The organism is Collimonas sp., assembly GCF_039923675.1.
Lineage (GTDB): Bacteria > Pseudomonadota > Gammaproteobacteria > Burkholderiales > Burkholderiaceae_D > Collimonas.
The window spans coordinates 13,568-32,436 of record NZ_JBDTCG010000015.1 but is presented as its reverse complement, the minus strand read 5'-3'; the positions used below and the strand labels follow the sequence as shown (position 1 = coordinate 32,436).

Here is an 18,869-nt window from a genome sequence, read left to right as displayed (position 1 = left end):
ACGAAAAAAAACGGGGCAGAATTTCTGCCCCGTTTTCATTTCCTGCCAATTCCCACCGATTACTTGGCCGCGCCAGTCAGGCCACGTGCATCAAGCAAAGGCCCGACATCCGGTCCGCGGCCATAAAAATCCTTGAACAATGCGCTTGGATCTTCACTGAAGCCGCGCGACAGCACCTTGGCGCGCAACAGGTCGCCGTTGGCGCGCTTCAAGCCGCCATGGGTATTCATCCAGTACTCGGTATCCTTGGCCAGCACGTCGCTCCAGATATAGGCGTAGTACCCAGCGGAATAGCCGTTGGCGAACACATGTGAAAAGTAAGTCGTGTGATAGCGCGGCGGCACCACGTAACCCTTGGCGTTGGCGGTGCCCAGCGCTTTGGCTTCAAACGCCATGACGTCGGTGACATCCGGGGTCTGGTTGACCGACAGCTGGTGCCAGGACTGGTCCAGCATCGCCGCCGACAGATATTCGGAGGTGTCGTAGCCGGCATTGAATTTGCGCGCAGCCAGCACCTTGTTGACCAGCGCCTGCGGCATCGGTTTGCCGGTTTCATAGTGCTTGGCATAGTGCGCCAGCACCTTCGGATTGTGCGACCACATTTCATTGAATTGCGAAGGATATTCGACAAAGTCAGGCGGCACCGAGGCACCGGAGAACATCGGATATTCAACATTCGAGAACAAGCCGTGCAAGCCATGGCCGAACTCGTGGAACATGGTGTTGACTTCATCGAAGCTGAGCAGCACCGGCTTGCCTGCCGGCGGTTTGGCGATGTTGATATTGTTCGATACGACAGGCTTGGTGCCGAACAAGCGCGATTGTGCGACATAGCTGTTCATCCAGGCGCCGCCCTGCTTGTTGTCGCGTGCGAACGGGTCGAACAGGAACAAGCCCAGCGCAGAACCGTCCGCGTTGAACACTTCGAACACGCGCACATCCTGCTGGTATACCGGCAAGTCGGTGCGTTCCTTGAAAGTCAGCCCGTACAGCTCATGCGCTGCGTAGAACACGCCATCCTGCAACACGTTGTTGAGCTCGAAGTAAGGCTTGATCTGCGATTCGTCGAAGTTGTAACGCGCCTTGCGTACCTGCTCCGAATAAAAGCCCCAGTCCCATGGTTGCAATTTGAACGGCTTGCCATGTTTCGCCTTGGCCTGGCGGTCGATCAGTTGCTGCATGGCGGCCGCTTCCTTGCGGGCGTTGGCGGCGGCAGGTGGCGCCAGTTGCGCCAGCATCTTGTTCACAGCGGCAGGCGTGCCGGCGGTTTCTTCTTCCAGCACATAGGCGGCATGGTTGGGATAACCCAGCAACGCGGCGCGCTGGGCCCGCAGCTTGACGATTTGCGCAACATTGCCGACGTTGTCGCCGGCACCGCCATCGCCACGGCTGATCGAGGCTTTATAGATGCGTTCGCGCAGCGCGCGATTCTTGAGTTGCGCCAGCACCGGCTGGTCGGTGGTGTTTTGCAGCGGGATCAGCCATTTTCCGTCCAGCTTGCGGGTTTCCGCAGCCTGTGCGGCGGCAGCGATTTCTTCTTTCGATAAACCGTCCAGATCGGCTACGTTGTCGACCACGATCGCGCCGTCGTTGCTGGCTTTCAGCAGGTTTTGCTGGAATTGGGTGGTGAGCAAGGAAATCTGCTGGTTCATCTTGCGCAACTGATCTTTGTCGGCGGGCGACAAGCGCGCGCCGGCGCGGACAAAGTCGGTCCGGTAGCGTTCCAGCAGCCGCAGCGATTCCGGATCGAGGCCGAGGCTGGCGCGTTGCTGGTACAGCGTCTCGATGCGGGCGAACAGGATCGGATCGAGGAAGATGGCGTCTTCATGCTCCGCCAGTTTGGGCGCCATGTCTTGCTGGGTCTGGTCCATCACCGGACTGGTGTTGGAACTGATGAGATTGAAAAAGACGTCTCTGACGCGGGTCAGCATCTGGCCGGAGCGTTCCAGCGCCACAATCGTGTTATCGAAGGTCGGGGCCGCCGGATTGGCCGCAATCGCATTGACTTCCTGGCGCTGCTGCGCCATGCCCGCCTCGAATGACGGTTTGTAGTCGCTATCCTTGATCTTGCCGAAGGGTGGCAGGTTGTACGGCAAGGAGCTGATCTGGGCAAAGGGCGAGGATGTCGCATAGGCTGCGGTCGCGGCGGCAGTGGCCTTCTCGGCCTTGGTCGGCATATCGCAACCCATCAATCCTGCGGCGGCGGTCAGCATCAATCCGCATACCGAGATACGTCTTGTAGAAACTTGCATCAATTCTCCTAGTGTTGATATCGGCGATTGTTTTTTTGACGAAACATTTTACGCCGCATTCAGCGAGGAGTGTTTGCCATATTTTCCCGCACATTGTGTGCATCGTAGGTCGGAGCAGCATTACGTAAGTTACTTAATCCGACGAAGTGCCAATCCAACCTACGTCTGCAAAAATCAGAAACGGTGCTGCATCCCCGCAATCACGCCAGTCTGGCTGCTGCCAAACGCAATATCGTCACGCGACAATCCGACCAGCTGCTGGTTCTTGGCTTTGGCATACGCGGCGCTCAGGTACAGGTCGGTGCGTTTAGACAGCGCATACTTGCCGCGCACCGAATACATGATTGGATCCGCATCTTTGCCGCTCGGGACGTTCTTGATGTTCTGGTAGTAGATTGCGCCGATCAGCGTCACCACCGGCGTCACCTTGTAGCTGGCGCCGCCCCAGAAGAAATCGCTGCGCAAATCGGGTGCATGCGATGCCAGCGTCTTCTTGTAGTTCCGATAACCCAGATTCAGGTCCAGGTTGCCGCCCAGCTGATAGTCGCCGGCCAGGTGGATGCTGGTGGCCTTGTCATAGGCGCTGTTGGCCGGGTTGGCCGCCGCGCCGTTGACCCGGTCGAAGGTCGCCGCAATACGGAACGGCCCGCTTTCGTAGCCGATGCCGAGGTCGTACTTGGCGCTGTCGCTGGTGCTGCCGGCAACTTCGCCGAAGCCGTATGTCGCGCCCAGCTTGAAGTTGCCGAATTTCCCCTGGTACTTGAGGATGTTTTGCAAATTGGTCGGCATGCCATCCTTGCGGCCGCCGGTGGCGCCGGCCGAAGTCACCCAGGAATACTGGCCCGAATAACCCATGGGATCGAACGGCAGAATGAAATCATAGGTGGTGGTAAACGAGCGCCCTGCGACCAGCCGTCCGAAATTACCTTCCAGGCCGACATTGGCCTGGCGGTTGAACAGCACGCCGGTGCTGTCGAACTCGCCGGTATCGACCTTGAAACCGTTTTCCAGCTGGAATACGGCCTTCAGGCCGCCGCCCAGGTCTTCTGTGCCGCGAAAGCCGATGCGCGATGTGTTCATCGCGCCGGAGCTAAGGCGTAGCAGGCCATCCTTGTTGGCGTTGGCGTTATTCACATACTCGACCCCGGTGTCGATGATGCCGTAGATGCTGACATTGGTTTGAGCGTAAGCGCTGCTCGCCAAAGCCCCGAGTGCGGCGAAGGTTGCCGTCGCCAGGTATTTTCTTTTCATTGTGTTTCCTCCGTTGTAGTATTTTTGATTGTGCGGACTGTGCAATTACGGCCGGCTGCACATAGCCTGTGATGCGAAATTTCCTTGCTTTTCCTGCGTGATAAACCCTGGCCTAGAACGCCCACAGCGCATCTTTCGGCAATTGCAGCCAGTACTCGCCCGGCGCCAGCCGTTGTCTTGCGTAAGCCCGCAAGACGCTGCTGTCGGCGCCGCTTTCCGCCGTGTTGCGAAACACACATTCCCAGCGGTCGCCCAGATACATGCAAGTCGCCAGTGGCAGCCTGATGCTGTTTTCTACCTGGGTATCGGAAATGTTGACCTGCTCGACGCGGATGATGGCGATTGTGTCCTTGCCACCGGCGCCAGGACCACGCAGCGTCGCCGTGACATTGCCACCCTCAACTTGCAGCGAGGCATGCGAGTCGTCGCTATGCAGCACCTTGGCCGGCAAACGGTTGTTGCTACCCATGAATTCCGCGGTGAACAAGGTATCCGGCGTTTCATACATGCGCTGCGGCGTACCTTGCTGTTCGATCTTGCCGTTGTTGAGCAACAGGATACGGTCCGAAATCGCCATCGCTTCGGCCTGGTCGTGGGTCACCATCAATGCCGACAGACCGAGCCGCACGATCAGTTCGCGCAAGAAGGCGCGCGCTTCTTCGCGCAGCTTGGCGTCCAGGTTGGACAACGGTTCGTCCAGCAGGATCACCGGCGGGTTGTATACCAGCGCACGGGCGATGGCGACGCGTTGTTGCTGGCCGCCGGAGAGCTGGTGAGGAAAGCGCTCGCCCAGGTGGCCGAGGCCGAGTTGTCCCAGCACGGTTTTGACGCGTTCGGCAATATCGCTGCCGTTCATCTTGCGCAGCTTCAAGCCGTAGGCGACGTTATCGAACACCGTCTTGTGCGGCCACAAGGCATACGACTGGAACACCAGCCCGAGATTGCGTTCTTCCGCCGGAATTTCCAGCTTGCGGCTGCCGTCGTACATGGTTCGCTCGCCGATCTGGATGCTGCCCGATTTCGGCGATTCCAGCCCCGCCACGGCGCGCAGCAAGGTGGTCTTGCCGCTGCCGGAAGGCCCCAGCAAAGCCACTACTTCGCCGCGCTGCAATTCCATCGATACGCCTTTGAGAATCGGATTGGCGCTGGCGCCGCTGCCGTAGTCGAGGTGCAGGTTGTTGACGCTTAATTCGCTCATGATGATTTCCTGTGTTTGTGTGCTGTGCACGCTTAGTCGTGCAACTTGATGCCGAAGCGCAGCGCGATGCCGAGGCCGATGGCCACTAGCGTGATGTTGATAAAGGACAGCGTCGCCACCAGGTCGACCGAACCGGAAGCCCAGAGCGAGACGATCAGCGCGCCGATGACTTCGGTGCCGGGCGACAGCAGATAGACGCCGGTGGAATACTCGCGTTCGAAAATCAGGAACACCATCAGCCAGGCCCCCAGCACGCCGTAGCGCACCAGCGGCAAGGTGACGTCGCGCGTCACTTGCGAACGGCGGGCGCCGACCGCGCGCGCCGCTTCTTCCAGTTCCGGCCCGACCTGCAACAGCGCCGTCGTAATCAGGCGCAAGCCATAAGCCAGCCACACCACCGAATACGCCAGCCATACCGAGAAAATGGTGGAGCGCAGTTCGCGCAATTGCGGAATGAAATTTTCCACCAGCCAGTTGGCAACGGCGTTGTCATACCCCTTGAGGAAGCTGTCGAGGAACGACGGCACGAACAGGAACACCCACAAGAACGACAAGCCGGCCAGCAAACCCGGCACGGCACGCGGGATCAGCACGCTGTAGTCGAGGAAACGGGTGATGCCGTCCGCCTTGCGGTGCATGGCCAGCGCAATACAGCAATAACAAGCCACTGCGATCGCACCGCCGATGACGCCGATCAGGATGGTGTTGACGATGCCGCGCATCAGCGACGGCTGTTCCCAGATATCGCGGAAATGTTGCAAAGTCATTGCATCCAGCAGCGACACGCCGTAACCCCAGTGCGACACGAAGGCGCGCAAGGCGATGCCGGACAACGGGATCACGATGGTGAAGATCAGCCACGCTGCGATCAAGCCGAACGCCAGCCATTTCCACTTACCCAGCGGCAGCGCCTTCTGCCGCGCGCCCTTGCCCTTGATCGAGACATATTTGTTGGCCGAACGCAGCAGCCAGCGTTGTATCATCACCAGCGGCAAGGTCACCGCCACCAGGCACACCGCCACCGCCGCCATCAGATGATAAGAAGGCGTGCCGAGCTTGTTGGTCAGTTTGTACAGATAGGTCGGCAATACCAGATGGCCTTCCGGATCGCCCAGCACCAGCACCAGCCCGAATACTTCAAAGCCGAGGAAGAACACCAGTACGCCGGCATACGCCAGCGCCGGCATGATCATCGGCAGCGAGACGTTCAGCGCGACCTGCAATGGCGAAGCACCGGCTACGCGCGCGGCTTCTTCGACATCAGCCCCGAGGCTCTTCAGGGCTGCGGAGGCGTACAGGTAAACGTGCGGCACGTGGGTCAGGCCGGCGATGATGACGATGCTGGGAAAGGCATACACATTCCATGGCGTCGCCTCGATGCCGACCATGCGCAGCAAGTCTTGCATCCAGACCGTATAGAAACCGACCGGCCCCATCGATACTACATAACCGAAAGCGATCACCATCGGCGACACGAAAATCGGCACCAGCAGCATCGGCGCAATCCAGTTGCGGCCAGGCAGGTCGGTGCGCACCATCAGGAAAGCCAGCATGCCGCCCAGCGGCACCGCGATGAAAGCCAGGCCGCTGGCCAGCAGCAGGCCGTTAATGAAAGCCTGGCGGAAATCCGGATCGTCGAAGATGAAGCGATACGGTTCCAGGCTCAGGGTCTTGACTGGCGCAAAAAAAGGCGCGGATAAAAAACTTTGATAAAAAATCAGCACCAGCGGCAGGAAGATCGCCACCGCCGCCAGCGTAACCACCAGTCCGCGCGGCCAGTTGAGGCGCGCCAGCCGTGAGCGGCTGGCTAGTGGATGGGGGGAGGAAATAGAAGTCATAGTGTGTACCTTGCAAAAACCCAGCTTGAATTCACAGGTCCCGGCGGGACCGCCGAGACCTGTGTCGTGCCCCTACTTCTTGCCTGCCGCGGCTTTCCACTGCTTAAGGAACGCCAGACGCTTGGTCTGATCCAGGTATTGCAGCAACGCCGGCGTAATCGGAATCGGCTTGAGTGCACCGCCGAGCTGGGTCGTCAGGCTGGTCAGCGTCGCGTTGCCGCTGACATCAGAACGCAAGGCATACAGTTGCGAATCGGTCGAGATGATGGTCTGGCCGCGCTTGGACAACAGATAGTCGATCCACAGCTTGGCCGCGTTCATGTTCTTGGCCGACTTGTTGATGAACGCCACGCGCGACAGCACCAGGTTGTAGTCCTTGGTGAAAGCCACGCCGAGCGACGGATCCTTGGCCGCACGCGCTTGCGCATAGGAGCCGATGACGTTGTAGCCGATCAGATTTTCGCCGGAAGAAATCCGCTCCAGCATGGTGCCGGTGGACGATTGCACGCGGATGCCGACATCACCGAAAGTCTTGGCCAGTTCCCAGAACTGCGGGTTGATCTGGGCATCTTCGGTAATGAAAGAAAAGCCGACGCCGGATTTTTCAATATCGTAAGTAGTGACCTTGTTGCGGAATTTGTCAGCCTTGGCGGTCAGCAGCTTGACCAGGTCGGCGTGGGTGGTTGGCACTTCGTCGGCGCTGACCAGCCGCTTGTTATAGACGATCGCCAGCGGTTCGAAAGTCGTGCCATAGGCGCTGTCCTTGTAGTTGGCCCAGGCCGGAATCGCCGCCGCTTCCTGCGATTTGTACACCGCGCCGTAACCCTCGCTGACCAGCTTGAATTGCAGGTCCATCGCCGATGACCATAGCACGTCGGCGGTGGCGCCGCCGGCGGCCGCTTCCGAAATGAAGCGGTTGTAGACTTCGGTCGAATTCATGTCGTTGAACTCAACCTTGACGCCCGGATAGAGCGCGCTGAAATCCTTGATCAGCGGTTCCGCTGCCTTCGAATCGGTGGCGCTGTAGATCACCAGCTTGCCCTCCTTCTTGGCGCCGTCGACGATCTTGGCGTAATCCGCCGGATAGCCGGCAGGCGTTTGCGCCGAGGCGTTCAAGGCCAGGGTGAATGACAAGACAGCGAGTGCTGCGGCCAAAGGTTTTTTGATCAACATGGGTGTCGTCTCCTGATGGTTATGATTGTTGCGAACGGGTTAAATCGAGTTAGGTCCGGTTGCATCGGGTTGCATCTTTTCAAAAGACGCAGGCGTGCCGGCGCCAGCCTGGATATGGCTGCCATTCGCTATTGCCTGCGGGGTGTTGCCGGACCTGAAGTCGCGGCGCGGTTTACCTGATCAAGCCAAGCTGGTCCGATTGCTTGCGGTAGTCTTCCACGGTTTTCTTTATATATACGGTCAGTTTTTCGCCGCTCATGGCGAATGGTGACAACCCGGTGGCGGCGCGCAGGCGGTCAAATTCAGGCGTCGCCATCATGGCGTCAAAGCGGCCTACCCAGCGCTTGTAGGCGGCATCGCTGACCTCAGGCCCGACATAAACGCCGCGTATGATCGGCCAGCTGACCGCCAAGCCTTGCTCGTGCGCGGTCGGCACCGCTGCCAGTGCGCCGGGCAAACGCCGCTCGGACAATATTGCGAGGATCCGGATCTCGCCGTCCAGCGTATGCAGGGTGGCTTCCGACGCATCGCCCGAGACTACCTGCACATGGCCGGCGCGCAAGGCGGTAAATGCCTCGCCGCCGCCTTCCAGCGCAACGAAACGCAAGTCCTTGGGATCGATCCGGCTCTGTTTGGCCAGCATGGAAATCTTCAGCCAATCCTGGCTGCCGACCGTGCCGGCCGCGCCTATCGTGATTTTCGAGGGATTTTTCTTGAGCGCGTCCAGCAAGTCGCGCAATGTTTTATAGGGCGAATCGTTGCGCACCGCAATCATGCCGTAGTCAACGCCGATGGCCGCCACCCAGCGCACATTGCTGACATCGGCATCGCCGTATTTACCCTGCGCCAGGTTCATCAGCGAGCCGCCGGAAAACGCCACCAGCGTATCGGCTTCGGCGCGCCGTTGCGTGACGATGGAGTTCCAGGCGACGGCGCCGATGCCGCCGGGCAAATAACTGATCTTGAGGGGATTTTCCTGCGGCTCGGCGACGGCGGGTATCTGCAAGCCTTTCTGGATCAGCTTGCAGGTTAAAGCCATGCCGCCGCCCGGCTTGGCGGGCGCGACGCATTGCAGCGGCGCCGCCTGCGCGCCGAGCGTGAGGGATGCACTGAGCGCACTGAGTGCACCGATTGCATAAATCCTGGTGATTGCGGAATGCATTGTCTCCTACCCATTCTGTTGTTATTCCTCCTGCAATGCTCTGGCGGCTGCAGGGGTGAAACCGGGCTTTATACGTTTTTTTGCATCATAACGACCCCAGTCTTTCATTTTCCTTTCACTCACGTTTTGCCAACGACGGCATTCTGTGTGAGTATTGGCGACCCATTTTAAAACTCTACTCGCCCCAAGCCATGCGGATTTTGCTGATCGAAGACCATGTCGAGCTATCGCGCTGGCTGACCAAAGCCTTGCAAGATGCGCATTGGTCGGTCGAATGCGCCATGAACGGCGCCGACGCCGACAGCCTGTTGCACACCCAGCAGTATGCCTTGGTTATCCTCGATCTGAGCTTGCCGAAAATGGATGGCCTGGAAGTCTTGAAGCGCTTGCGCGCGCGCGGCAGCAAGACCCCGGTGTTGATCCTGACAGCGCGCGGCGGCTTGCAAGACCGGGTGCAAGGCTTGAACCTGGGCGCCGACGATTACCTGGCCAAGCCCTTCGAACTGGTCGAGCTGGAAGCGCGCGTCAAGGCCTTGCTGCGCCGCGCCCAGGGCGGCGAAGCGCCGGTGTATAGCTGCGGCGCGCTGCAGTTCGATACGGTCACGCGCATGTTCAGCTACGGCGGCGCGGCACTGGCGTTGACGCCGCGTGAGCATGCCGTGCTGGAAGTGCTGATCAGCCGCGCCGGCCGCGTGGTCTCCAAGGAAAAATTGTTCGACGAAGTGTTTTCGCTCGTCGACGACGCCAATCCCGATGCGATTGAAATCTATATCCATCGCCTGCGGAAAAAACTGGTGCGCAACGAGCCGCTGGCAGTCGCCATCACCACCCTGCGCGGCCTCGGCTATCTGCTGGAAGTCGTCGCCGAAAAATGAATCTGCAAGTCGCCGCCGCCAAGCCCGCAAAATCGCTGGGCAGTTTGCGCAGCCAGTTGCTTAGCTGGCTGTTGATACCATTGTTGCTGGTGGTGGCGCTGGACGCTTTTTCGGTTTACCGCAATGCGCTGGATGTGGCCGACCTGGCCTACGACCGCGCCCTGCTGGCGTCGACCCGGGCGCTCGCAGAGCGGGTTTCGGTGGTCGACGGCAAGGTGGTCGCCGACGTTCCTTATGTGGCGCTGGACAGTTTTGAAACCGACACCCTGGGCCGCATCTACTACAAGGTCACCGGGACGCACGGCGAATTTGTCTCGGGCTATGAAGACCTGCCGGCATTGCCGCCGGATGTGCCGCGCTCGGAAATCTACCCGGCGCTGGTGCGTTTTTATCACGCTAATTATCACAACCAGCCGGTCCGCATCGCCGCTCTGTATCAACCGGTCTACGACGACTCGATGCGCGGCATCGCCTTGATCCAGGTCGGCGAGACCATGGACGCCCGCAGCGCCCTCACCCGAAAAATCCTGTTCAGCACCTTATGGCGGCAAGGTTTGCTGGTGATGGTCGCGGCGCTGCTGGTCTGGTTTGCCGTACGCTTTGTGCTGGGGCCGCTGATGCAGCTGAAAGTCACGGTGGAAGCGCGCGCCACCTCGGATCTGAGCGATTTCGATGCCAACCAGGTACACAAGGAAGTCAGGCCGCTGGTGGTGGCCATGAACGGCTACATGGGCCGTTTGCAAGCGCTGATCAGCGGCCAGCGCCGTTTCATTGCAGATGCTTCGCACCAGCTGCGCACGCCGCTGACCGTGCTCAAGACCCAGGCCGAGCTGGCCTTGCGTGAACTCGACCGTAACCCCAACGATGCACGGGCCTGGCAAGACATACGCGAAAACATGCGCGAAATTGTCGCCGGCATCGCCGGCACTACTGACGCCACGGTGCATCTGGCAAACCGCTTGCTGACCTTGGCGCGCGCCGAACATGGCGTGGCTGAGAGCGGCGTGACACCGGTATCGCTGACAGACATCACGCGTCAGGTCGGTCTCGAGCATGCACTCGCGGCGGTGAAAAAGCAGATCGATTTGTCGTTCGACGCCGAGCAGGAACTGCTGATCGACGGCAATGCACTATTGCTGCATGAACTGGTCAGTAATCTGCTGGATAATGCGATCCGCTACACACCCGTCGCAGGCAAGATCATCCTGCGTGTGCGGCCCGACAGCATTGCCCAGTGCGCCATACTGGAAGTGGAAGACAATGGCATGGGCATCGCGGAAGAAGACCGGGAACGGGTTTTCTCCGCCTTCTACCGCGCGCCGTCGGCGCAGCAGCAAAACCCCAGCGGCGCCGGTCTCGGTTTATCGATTGTGCGCGATATCGCCAGCGCGCATGGCGCCCGGATCACGCTGTCGAGTGCGGACGATAGCAAGGATGGCAAGGTTGACGCCGTCGGCCTTAAGGTGACGCTTAGTTTCCCGCTATCGCCATCCATGCATTCCGTCTGATTCAGCGAACTTGTAATTTGCGCTGGCCTTGGTAAGCTGCCTGCATGATGTTTGCGGCGCAGGAACAATGAGGAGATTGGCTTTGAGCGATACGCCCACAAAAATGGTCCACGGTACGGCACTCACCGATGAGCAGAAAAAAGATTTGCTGCACCGGCTGGCGCGGGTGGAAGGCCAGATCCGCGGCGTCCAGAAACTGATTGCCAACGCCGCCGGGCCGGCTGATTGCAACGGTGTCGCGCAGCAGCTGGCGGCTGCACGCAAGGCGCTCGACCGCGCGTTTATCACATTGCTGACTGGCGCCATCGTGACCCACACGGCGGCGGCCGCTACACCGGAAGATGCGCAGCAAAGTGCAAAAGATATTGCGGCGTTGCTGGACAAATTTTCCTGAAACCGTCTTCTTGAAAAATTTTTCGACGCGCTTTAGGTACATGCCCTATTCCCTTACCCTCGTGTGATTTCTATAATTCCCTTCAGAAGCGGTTGCGCTGAAAAACGGGGGTAAGACATGATCGTGGCCGGCAATCACACTGCTGCGCAATCCGGGGTAGGCATGATAGAGGTGCTGGTGGCGATTGTGATCGTTGCTTTCGCCTTGTTTGCCTTGATCGATGTGCAGACCGCCGCATTGCGTTATCAGAAAGCGGCACATGTACGCGCCACGGTCAGCCGGTTCAGCGCAGATCTTGCCGACCGCGTACGCGCCAATATCCGCGGCGCGCATGACGGCGCCTACAACTTGTCGCAACAAAGCTATCCCGCGCTCGACGAGATGCCGCCAACTTGCTTTAATCCAGACGACTGCACCGCGCGCGAACTGGCGGCCAAGGATATCCACGAATGGCGAAGCCGGTTAAGCGAGGCGATCAGTGGCGGCTGGGGCGAGATCAGCGGTTCGGTGGTTGACGGTTTCACGACGCGCGTGTACTTCCGCGAGATGCATACTCGAGGCAGCGACTCCAGCGTGATCGCTGAAAATTGCCAGCCCGGGGCGGCCGATCCCTCAAGCCATAAGGATGTGCGCTGCTTCTCGATCGCTTTCTCCCCATGAGGATAACGACAAGCCGGTTGCTGCGTTTGTCGACCGTCCCGGCCTCAGCTCACCTATTTCCGCAAGGGTTCTGGCAACACGGCGTGGTGTTGCCGATGCTGCTGATCTGCCTGCTGGTGATGGGTTTTCTCGGTATCAGTTCTTTGCGCACCGCAGTGTTTGAAGAAAAAATGGCGGCCAACGCCGGCAGCCAGCAATTGGCGTTCCAATCCGCCGAGCATGCCTTGCGCTTTTGCGAAAACCAGCTGCAGCTGACGCCGATTGCGATTCCGTTGCTCAAACAGGGACCGCATGCGGGAGTTGGCGCAGACGGCAAGCAATACTGGGAAATGGCCGACAGCTGGCGCAATGACCAGGTATCCGTGCCGGTGCCGCGGATCGGCGCTGAAGGCGTCACGCCTGCCTCACCCGCACGCTGTATGGTTGAACGCCTGGAGTTTGAAACGGATCTGCAATTTCATCTTGACGTTCCGCAGCCGCGGCCGGCTTTCCGGATTACGGCACGCGGCATCGGCGCCAGCAGCGCGGCGGTGGTGTTATTGCAAAGCTATCTGCTTCTGTAAGTTTGGCTGTTGACAATCGTGCTCTTACCGAGAAGGCGCTGTTCCATGAAAGCCGTGTTTTCCAGCATCTGCGCCATCGCCCTGATGCCCTCTCTAGTGCTAGCCGCAGAGACACCGGATCAGCCGCCCTTCATCTATACCGGCAGTTATGACGTCGTCTCATGGCAGGGACATATCAAAGCCTATCCGATCGGCAAAGATGGCGTTTCCAAGACCGCGCAATGGGATGCGGCCGACCTCATTCCGCCATGGCAGACGCGCCAAATCGGAACGACAGCGGGCGGCGCAAACGCCATTGCATTCGAATGGCGGCAACTGACAGATGCGCAAAAAGCCGCCCTGTCATCTGAGGATGTGCTGGAATACCTGCGCGGCAACGATAAGCTGGAAACGTCTCACGGCGGCGGCTTCCGTCATCGCAAAGGCAAGCTGGGAGATATCATTTACTCCGCGCCGTTGTATGTCGGCCTCTCTGATTCCGCCTATAACCTGAGTCCCGCCAACGATGGTGGCAACAAGTATCTGGAGTACGTCAAAAGCAAGAAACATCGTCAGGCGATGCTCTATGTCGGCGCCAATGACGGCATGCTGCACGCGTTCGATGCCCATGACGGCGTGGAAACCGCAGCCTTCATTCCGCAGGCGATATTTGATACCCTGCCCGCATTGAGCGCCACGGATTACATTCATCGTCCGTTCGTGGATGGACTGCTCACGGTGGGCGATGCGTATCTCGACAATCCTGGCAGTGCGGCATGGAAGACCATCCTGCTCGGCTCGACCGGCGGCGGCGCCAGGAGCCTGTTTGCGCTTGACGTGAGCAGTCCGCCTGCTGCGCCATCGTTGCTCTGGCAAAGAAGCGCTGCAGACGACGGCACGGGAGCAAGCGATAGCGATATGGGCTACCTGACTGGGGAAGCTTTCGCTATCCGCCTGTCGAACGGCAAGTGGGCGGCGATGTATGGCAACGGTTATCAAAGCGAGAATCTGGACGCCGTGCTGTATCTGGTCGAGCTGACCGGCGGCCGCCTGATCAGGAAAATTTCCATCGGGGTTGGCGATCCGGAATCACCGAACGGCCTGGCGACGCCCGCCCTGGCGTTCAACCTGCTGCGCGCAGTCAATGCCGTCTACGCCGGCGATTTGCAAGGCCGTTTCTGGAAGGTCGATCTGAGCGCCAGCGATCCTCTACGCTGGCAAACCGCGTTCAACCGGCAACCCCTGTTTATTGCAGAAGACGTCGCCGGCAAGCTGCAATCGATTACGCAACAGCCCTTGCTTGAATTGCATGCCAAAGGCGGCACTCTTGCCATGTTTGGCGGCGGCAAAGCCGACGATGGCCGGATTCCCGGCGCGGCGCAACAGCAAAGCCTGTATGGTATCTGGGAAAAACCCGGCGACGGTCCGGTGAGCGGAAGACGAGAGTTGCAGCGGCAGACGCTGACCGAAGCCAGCGATGGCCAATGGCGGCTGAGCAGCAACGGCGTCAATTGGAGCACCCTGCGCGGCTGGTATATCGACCTGCCCGCCAAGCTCGGCTACATCGTCGGCAAATTGCAGATTATCGATGGCGTGTTGTGGGTGCAGACTTATGCGCCGGCTCAGGAAAAATCCTACCTGATTGCAATCGACTACAACACCGGCGGCGCCACCAGTGACGCCGCGCTGGCTGGCCATCCAAAAGACACGTCGGTTATGGAAGTCCCGGCTTCCATCGTTTCGCCGCTTTTCATCAAGCTGCCGGATGGCCGCAAGCAACTCGTGATCAGCGGCCGCGACGGTTTGCCGCACACGGTTGAGATCAACCCGGCAAACCAGCGCCCGGTAAGGACCTGGCGCCAACTGCCGGTACCGCCGTCTATTGTCGATCCAGACTGAAAATCAGCCGTTCATGAACAAGCAATGCGCAAACGGCTTCAGCTTGCTCGAATTGATGATAGTGGTGACACTGGTCGCCATCCTGAGCAGCGTGGCGTTAGCCAATTACAGCGAATATGTCAGACGCAGCGAAAGAGTCGCCGCGCGCGCGGTGCTGCTGGAAGCCGCCAACTGGATGGAGCGCCGCTTCTCGGTGCAACACAACTATCTCGGCATGGATAGCCAACCACCTCTCCTGCCTGCCGACCTGAAACAGTCGCCGAAGAACGGCGCAGCAAAGTATGAAATCAGCCTGGCAGCCGGACAAACGCAAGCCACGGCCTATGAGTTAAGAGCGGCCCCGCTCCGTGCGGATAAATGTGGCATCCTGAGCCTGGACCACACCGGCGCGCGCGGGCTGATCGGCAATAGCGCGACGATGGAAGAATGCTGGGGACGTTGACGCTGAACCTGCTTGATGCGCGCAAGGCGGGCAAGCACTGCAACCATAAAAAAGCCCGCTGGCCGGCGGGCTTCGGATGGCTTAATCCCTGTCGTCACGGTAACGGCGGCGGTCATACCGTTCATGCTGGCGACGCCATTCTTCGCGCCGCCATTCGTCGTCGCGGCGCTCGCGCCAGCCCGGCACGACATAGACTTCCTGCGGCGGCGGGTAATACACCGGCGCCGGAACGTAACGCGGCTCGTATTGCACCACTGGCGGGTAATATGGCTGAGGCGGGGCGTAGTAGGGTTGAGGCGGAGGGTAGTATGGCTGCGGTGGCGGCGGCACGTAAAAGCCGAGGTCGACATGCACGCCAGCCGCAGCGCTGCCGCATGCGCCTGCAGCGAGGGCGCCAAACGCCAGACATGCTAAAAGTTTTTTCATTTGATTTCCTGTTGTGCTACCTGCGGCGATTTCGCCATTTCACAACCTCAGTCTACGGGCTCGCGCGCGTCAATGTTCTTCCAAGGAGCAACAATTGTAACGTTAAGTAAATTATTGTGGCAAAAACCAATGCGCGCTAGCATGCGGTTTCGGGAAAACGCACAAAATACCGGTGGCGCCTTGAGAGCGGCGCATAGGTATTTGAATCAAAAAGGAAGCATGCATGGGCAAGACTCGTCTGGAAGCGTTTAGCGATGGCGTCATCGCCATCATCATTACCATCATGGTGCTGGAGCTGAAAGTCCCGCACGAAGCCAGCCTGGCGGCGCTGTGGCTGATCTATCCGGTGTTTGTCAGCTACATACTGAGCTTTGTGTACACCGGCATCTACTGGAACAACCACCATCACATGCTGCATGCGGTACAGAAAATCAACGGTCCGGTGCTATGGGCCAACCTGCACCTCTTGTTCTGGCTATCCCTGATTCCTTTCGCTACCGGCTGGATGGGTGAAAACCATTTCTCCGAAGTCCCGGTCGCCTTGTACGGCGTGGTGCTGCTGATGGCCGGCGTCGCCTATTACATCTTGAGCCGCATGCTGATCAAGCTGCATGGCGCGGAATCGGCCCTGGCCAAAGCCATTGGCAACGATCTCAAAGGCAAGCTCTCGGTGATCGGTTATGCCCTGGCGATCCCGTTGACTTTCGTCAATCGCTGGATCGGGCTGGGGCTCTACGTGCTGGTAGCCATCATGTGGCTGATTCCGGACCGGCGCATTGAGAAAGTCATTGGTAGCTGATAATGGTCTTGCATCTTCATGGGAGTGGCTCGAATGGCGTATCCGCAAGCAGTAAATGAAGCCTTGGAAAAACTGGCAACCACCGCCATCTGGCGCAGTAACTACGCGCCGCCGATATATCGCTTGCCGTGGAGCGCCGGCATCAGCGCAGCGCCGCCGCATTTCGCCGGCTTCGCCCGCAACTTTGTATTCAACGGCCTCTTTTTTGGCATTTCATGGGGCGCGATCATGTGGTTTAGCATCTGGTCCGACAGCGCGCTGACGGGCTCTGATGCGGTATGTACCGCGCTGCTTGCCGGCCTATCCTTTGGACTGGTCATGGCGTTTTATTACCGGCGCGGGGCCCGCAAATACCAGCTTTCGCAATGGAAATGAAAAAAGCCCCGCGTAGTGCGAGGCTTTGGAAGTACCGATATGTGAGAAGATTCTAGCCATCCAGTGCTATCTGCAAAGTGACAAGGCTATGAATGAATCTACTCACATATCGACAACCTGGAGCAATTCAGCAAGGCTATCTTAGCGGGCTAATATGACAGGAGTTTGACAGGGCATGGTTTCTTGATCGTGACCCAATCAGCATTCCTCGACATCGACTCCTCTTTGGCGGACTTCTTTGATAGAAATTTTTCGAAAATTCCCTTCATAATCAACGAGCTATTCGGCTTTTATCTCATTCAGATCTTCATGAAACTCTCATCGTCACGCATTGCACAGCTTCTCATCAGTATTTCCGTAGTCGCCAGCATGCAGGCTTCTGCAATTGCAGCAAACTCCGATGTTGAAACCATCGTACTGCTACGCCACGGCGAAAAACCCGACGCCGGCCTCGGCCAGCTGAATTGCCGGGGCCTCAACCGCGCACTGGCGCTGCCGCGCGTCATCGAAGCGAAATATGGCAAACCGGATTTCATTTTCGCCCCCGATCCAGCCACCCAAAAGAAAGACCATGGCACCCGCTACGACTATGTCCGCCCGCTGGCCACGGTCGAGCCCAGCGCCATCTATTTCGGCTTGCCGGTGAATGCGTCGATCGATTTTTCCAAGATCGACGATCTGCGTAGCGCGCTGCTGGCGCCGCAATACCGCCGCAGCCTGCTGCTGGTCGGCTGGGAACACAAGATCATCGAGAAACTGGCGCGGCAAATCGTGGTGGAATACGGCGGCGACCGCGCCAGCGTGCCGCACTGGGATGACGCCGATTTCGACAGCATCTATCTGTTGCGCATCACGCGTGACAACGGCGCGACAAAAATCAGTTTCAGCGTTGACAAACAAGGCTTGAACGACCGTCCATTGACCTGCCCTGGCGGCTAACCGAGAAAAGAGATTCCATGATCCAACGCAAACAAGGTGAAGCTGAGCCGGCCGGCAAGAAAATCCAGAACGCCGCATCGACCGGGCTGTACGCCCTGCTGGTGTTGCTCGCGCTGTGGGTCATGCGCGATTTCATTCCCGCTGTGGTGTGGGCCGGCGTGATTGCCATCGCCTTGTGGCCACTGCTGCTGCGTCTGGAAACCCCGCACGGATCGCGCACCCGCAACACCGGCGTCGCCTTGCTGCTGACTGCCGCAGTCGCCTTGTTCGTGGTGCTGCCGTTTGCACTGGTTATCACGCAAGCCGCGCGCGAGTCGCATGATTTCATCGAATGGTTCAAGCAAGCCGAAGCCAACGGCATTCCCCTGCCCGGCTTGGCCGAGCATCTGCCTTTCGGCGCCCCGCAAATCGTCAGCTGGTGGCAAGAAAACCTCGCCCGGCCATTGCACGACTCGCCATTCATCAAAGGATTGCATGTGGAAGCGGCGGTCACCGTCGGCCGGCATTTCGGCGCAGTCGCCGCCCACGGCCTGATCCTGTTCGGCTTCATGCTGTTGACGCTGTTCGTCATCTTCCAGGCTGGTTCCAAGATGAGCGGCAACCTGGTCAAGGCAACCCGCCGCGGCTTCGGCGCCGACGGCGCCCTGCTCGCCAATCAGATGACGGCGGCCGTGCGCGGCACCGTCGCCGGCCTGGTGGTGGTCGGCATCGGCGAGGGCGCGCTACTGGGCATCGCCTATGCGATCGCCAGCGTACCGCACGCCACCCTGCTCGGCCTGCTGACGGCGATCGCCGCCATGCTGCCGTTTTGCGCACCTGTGATCTTTTGCGGCGCCGCCCTCTGGCTGTTTGCACAAGGCGCCACGGCCGGCGCCATCTGCGTGGTGGTGTTCGGTTTCGTCGTGGTCTTGATCGCCGAGCACTTCGTGCGGCCGCTGCTGATCGGCAGCTCGACCCGCCTGCCCTTCCTGCTGGTCCTGTTCGGCATCCTCGGCGGCGCCCAGACCTTCGGGCTGCTGGGCCTGTTCATCGGGCCCGCGCTGATGACGGTGCTGACGGTGTTGTGGCGCGATTGGGTGCGCTAATGTTTACAGAGGCCACAAACATGGCGCGCATTGGCTGCCACCAGGAAACGC

The 18,869-nt window shown here is 59.3% G+C and carries 18 protein-coding genes; 11 read left to right on the top strand and 7 right to left on the bottom strand.

The window, feature by feature from the left end:
- Positions 1-59: 59 nt before the first annotated feature.
- The 6 genes from ABI171_RS03040 to ABI171_RS03015 form a co-directional block, all read right to left on the bottom strand.
- On the bottom strand, positions 60-2,252 hold the full coding sequence (locus ABI171_RS03040) for a M3 family metallopeptidase (RefSeq protein WP_348091135.1): 2,193 nt from the start codon (positions 2,250-2,252) through the stop codon (positions 60-62).
- A gap of 174 nt (positions 2,253-2,426) precedes the next feature.
- On the bottom strand, positions 2,427-3,503 hold the full coding sequence (locus ABI171_RS03035; protein WP_348091134.1) for a porin: 1,077 nt from the start codon (positions 3,501-3,503) through the stop codon (positions 2,427-2,429).
- Positions 3,504-3,615: 112 nt separating this feature from the next.
- Positions 3,616-4,701, bottom strand: coding sequence for an ABC transporter ATP-binding protein (locus ABI171_RS03030; protein WP_348091133.1), 1,086 nt, complete (start codon positions 4,699-4,701; stop codon positions 3,616-3,618).
- Between the two features lie 32 nt (positions 4,702-4,733).
- Positions 4,734-6,539, bottom strand: a complete 1,806-nt coding sequence (locus tag ABI171_RS03025; RefSeq protein ID WP_348091132.1) for an iron ABC transporter permease — start codon at positions 6,537-6,539, stop codon at positions 4,734-4,736.
- A 72-nt stretch (positions 6,540-6,611) separates the two neighbouring features.
- On the bottom strand, positions 6,612-7,712 hold the full coding sequence (locus tag ABI171_RS03020) for an ABC transporter substrate-binding protein (protein WP_348091131.1): 1,101 nt from the start codon (positions 7,710-7,712) through the stop codon (positions 6,612-6,614).
- A gap of 172 nt (positions 7,713-7,884) precedes the next feature.
- Positions 7,885-8,874 (bottom strand): tripartite tricarboxylate transporter substrate-binding protein, encoded by a 990-nt coding sequence (locus ABI171_RS03015; RefSeq protein WP_348091130.1) that lies wholly within the window; start codon positions 8,872-8,874, stop codon positions 7,885-7,887.
- Positions 8,875-9,065: 191 nt separating this feature from the next.
- Between ABI171_RS03015 and ABI171_RS03010 the strand changes: the two genes are divergently transcribed.
- The 7 genes from ABI171_RS03010 to ABI171_RS02980 all read left to right on the top strand — a co-directional run bounded on the left by ABI171_RS03010 (position 9,066) and on the right by ABI171_RS02980 (position 15,194).
- The gene (locus ABI171_RS03010; RefSeq protein ID WP_348091129.1) at positions 9,066-9,749 is read left to right on the top strand and encodes a response regulator; all 684 of its coding nucleotides are present in this window, start codon (positions 9,066-9,068) and stop codon (positions 9,747-9,749) included.
- Positions 9,746-11,257, top strand: a complete 1,512-nt coding sequence (locus ABI171_RS03005) for a sensor histidine kinase N-terminal domain-containing protein (protein WP_348091128.1) — start codon at positions 9,746-9,748, stop codon at positions 11,255-11,257. The genes ABI171_RS03010 and ABI171_RS03005 overlap by 4 nt, the downstream gene beginning before the upstream one ends.
- Before the next feature lie 82 nt (positions 11,258-11,339).
- The gene (locus ABI171_RS03000) at positions 11,340-11,651 is read left to right on the top strand and encodes a metal-sensitive transcriptional regulator (protein WP_348091127.1); all 312 of its coding nucleotides are present in this window, start codon (positions 11,340-11,342) and stop codon (positions 11,649-11,651) included.
- Between the two features lie 117 nt (positions 11,652-11,768).
- Positions 11,769-12,311 (top strand): type IV pilus modification protein PilV, encoded by a 543-nt coding sequence (pilV, locus tag ABI171_RS02995; protein ID WP_348091126.1) that lies wholly within the window; start codon positions 11,769-11,771, stop codon positions 12,309-12,311.
- Entirely contained in the window at positions 12,308-12,874 is a 567-nt protein-coding gene (locus ABI171_RS02990) for a PilX N-terminal domain-containing pilus assembly protein (protein ID WP_348091125.1), read from the top strand. Before pilV ends, ABI171_RS02990 begins: the two co-directional genes overlap by 4 nt.
- Before the next feature lie 45 nt (positions 12,875-12,919).
- Complete coding sequence (locus ABI171_RS02985; protein ID WP_348091124.1) at positions 12,920-14,752, top strand: PilC/PilY family type IV pilus protein; 1,833 nt, start codon at positions 12,920-12,922, stop codon at positions 14,750-14,752.
- A 13-nt stretch (positions 14,753-14,765) separates the two neighbouring features.
- Positions 14,766-15,194 carry a type IV pilin protein gene (locus ABI171_RS02980; protein ID WP_348091123.1) on the top strand — a complete coding sequence of 143 codons (429 nt, stop codon included), beginning with the start codon at positions 14,766-14,768 and terminating at the stop codon, positions 15,192-15,194.
- Positions 15,195-15,275: 81 nt separating this feature from the next.
- Here the strand turns inward: ABI171_RS02980 and ABI171_RS02975 are convergent, their stop codons facing one another.
- A complete protein-coding gene (locus tag ABI171_RS02975) occupies positions 15,276-15,620 on the bottom strand; it encodes a hypothetical protein (protein ID WP_348091122.1) in 345 nt (114 codons plus the stop codon).
- A 223-nt stretch (positions 15,621-15,843) separates the two neighbouring features.
- Between ABI171_RS02975 and ABI171_RS02970 the strand changes: the two genes are divergently transcribed.
- From ABI171_RS02970 to ABI171_RS02955, 4 genes are all read left to right on the top strand, one after another.
- Positions 15,844-16,419, top strand: a complete 576-nt coding sequence (locus ABI171_RS02970) for a TMEM175 family protein (RefSeq protein WP_348091121.1) — start codon at positions 15,844-15,846, stop codon at positions 16,417-16,419.
- A gap of 33 nt (positions 16,420-16,452) precedes the next feature.
- Positions 16,453-16,794: a DUF6404 family protein gene (locus ABI171_RS02965; protein ID WP_348091120.1), complete on the top strand. Its 342-nt coding sequence runs from the start codon at positions 16,453-16,455 to the stop codon at positions 16,792-16,794.
- Positions 16,795-17,103: 309 nt separating this feature from the next.
- Complete coding sequence (locus ABI171_RS02960; RefSeq protein WP_348091119.1) at positions 17,104-17,733, top strand: histidine phosphatase family protein; 630 nt, start codon at positions 17,104-17,106, stop codon at positions 17,731-17,733.
- Between the two features lie 17 nt (positions 17,734-17,750).
- A complete protein-coding gene (locus ABI171_RS02955) occupies positions 17,751-18,818 on the top strand; it encodes an AI-2E family transporter (RefSeq protein ID WP_348091118.1) in 1,068 nt (355 codons plus the stop codon).
- The last annotated feature ends 51 nt before the right edge of the window (positions 18,819-18,869 follow it).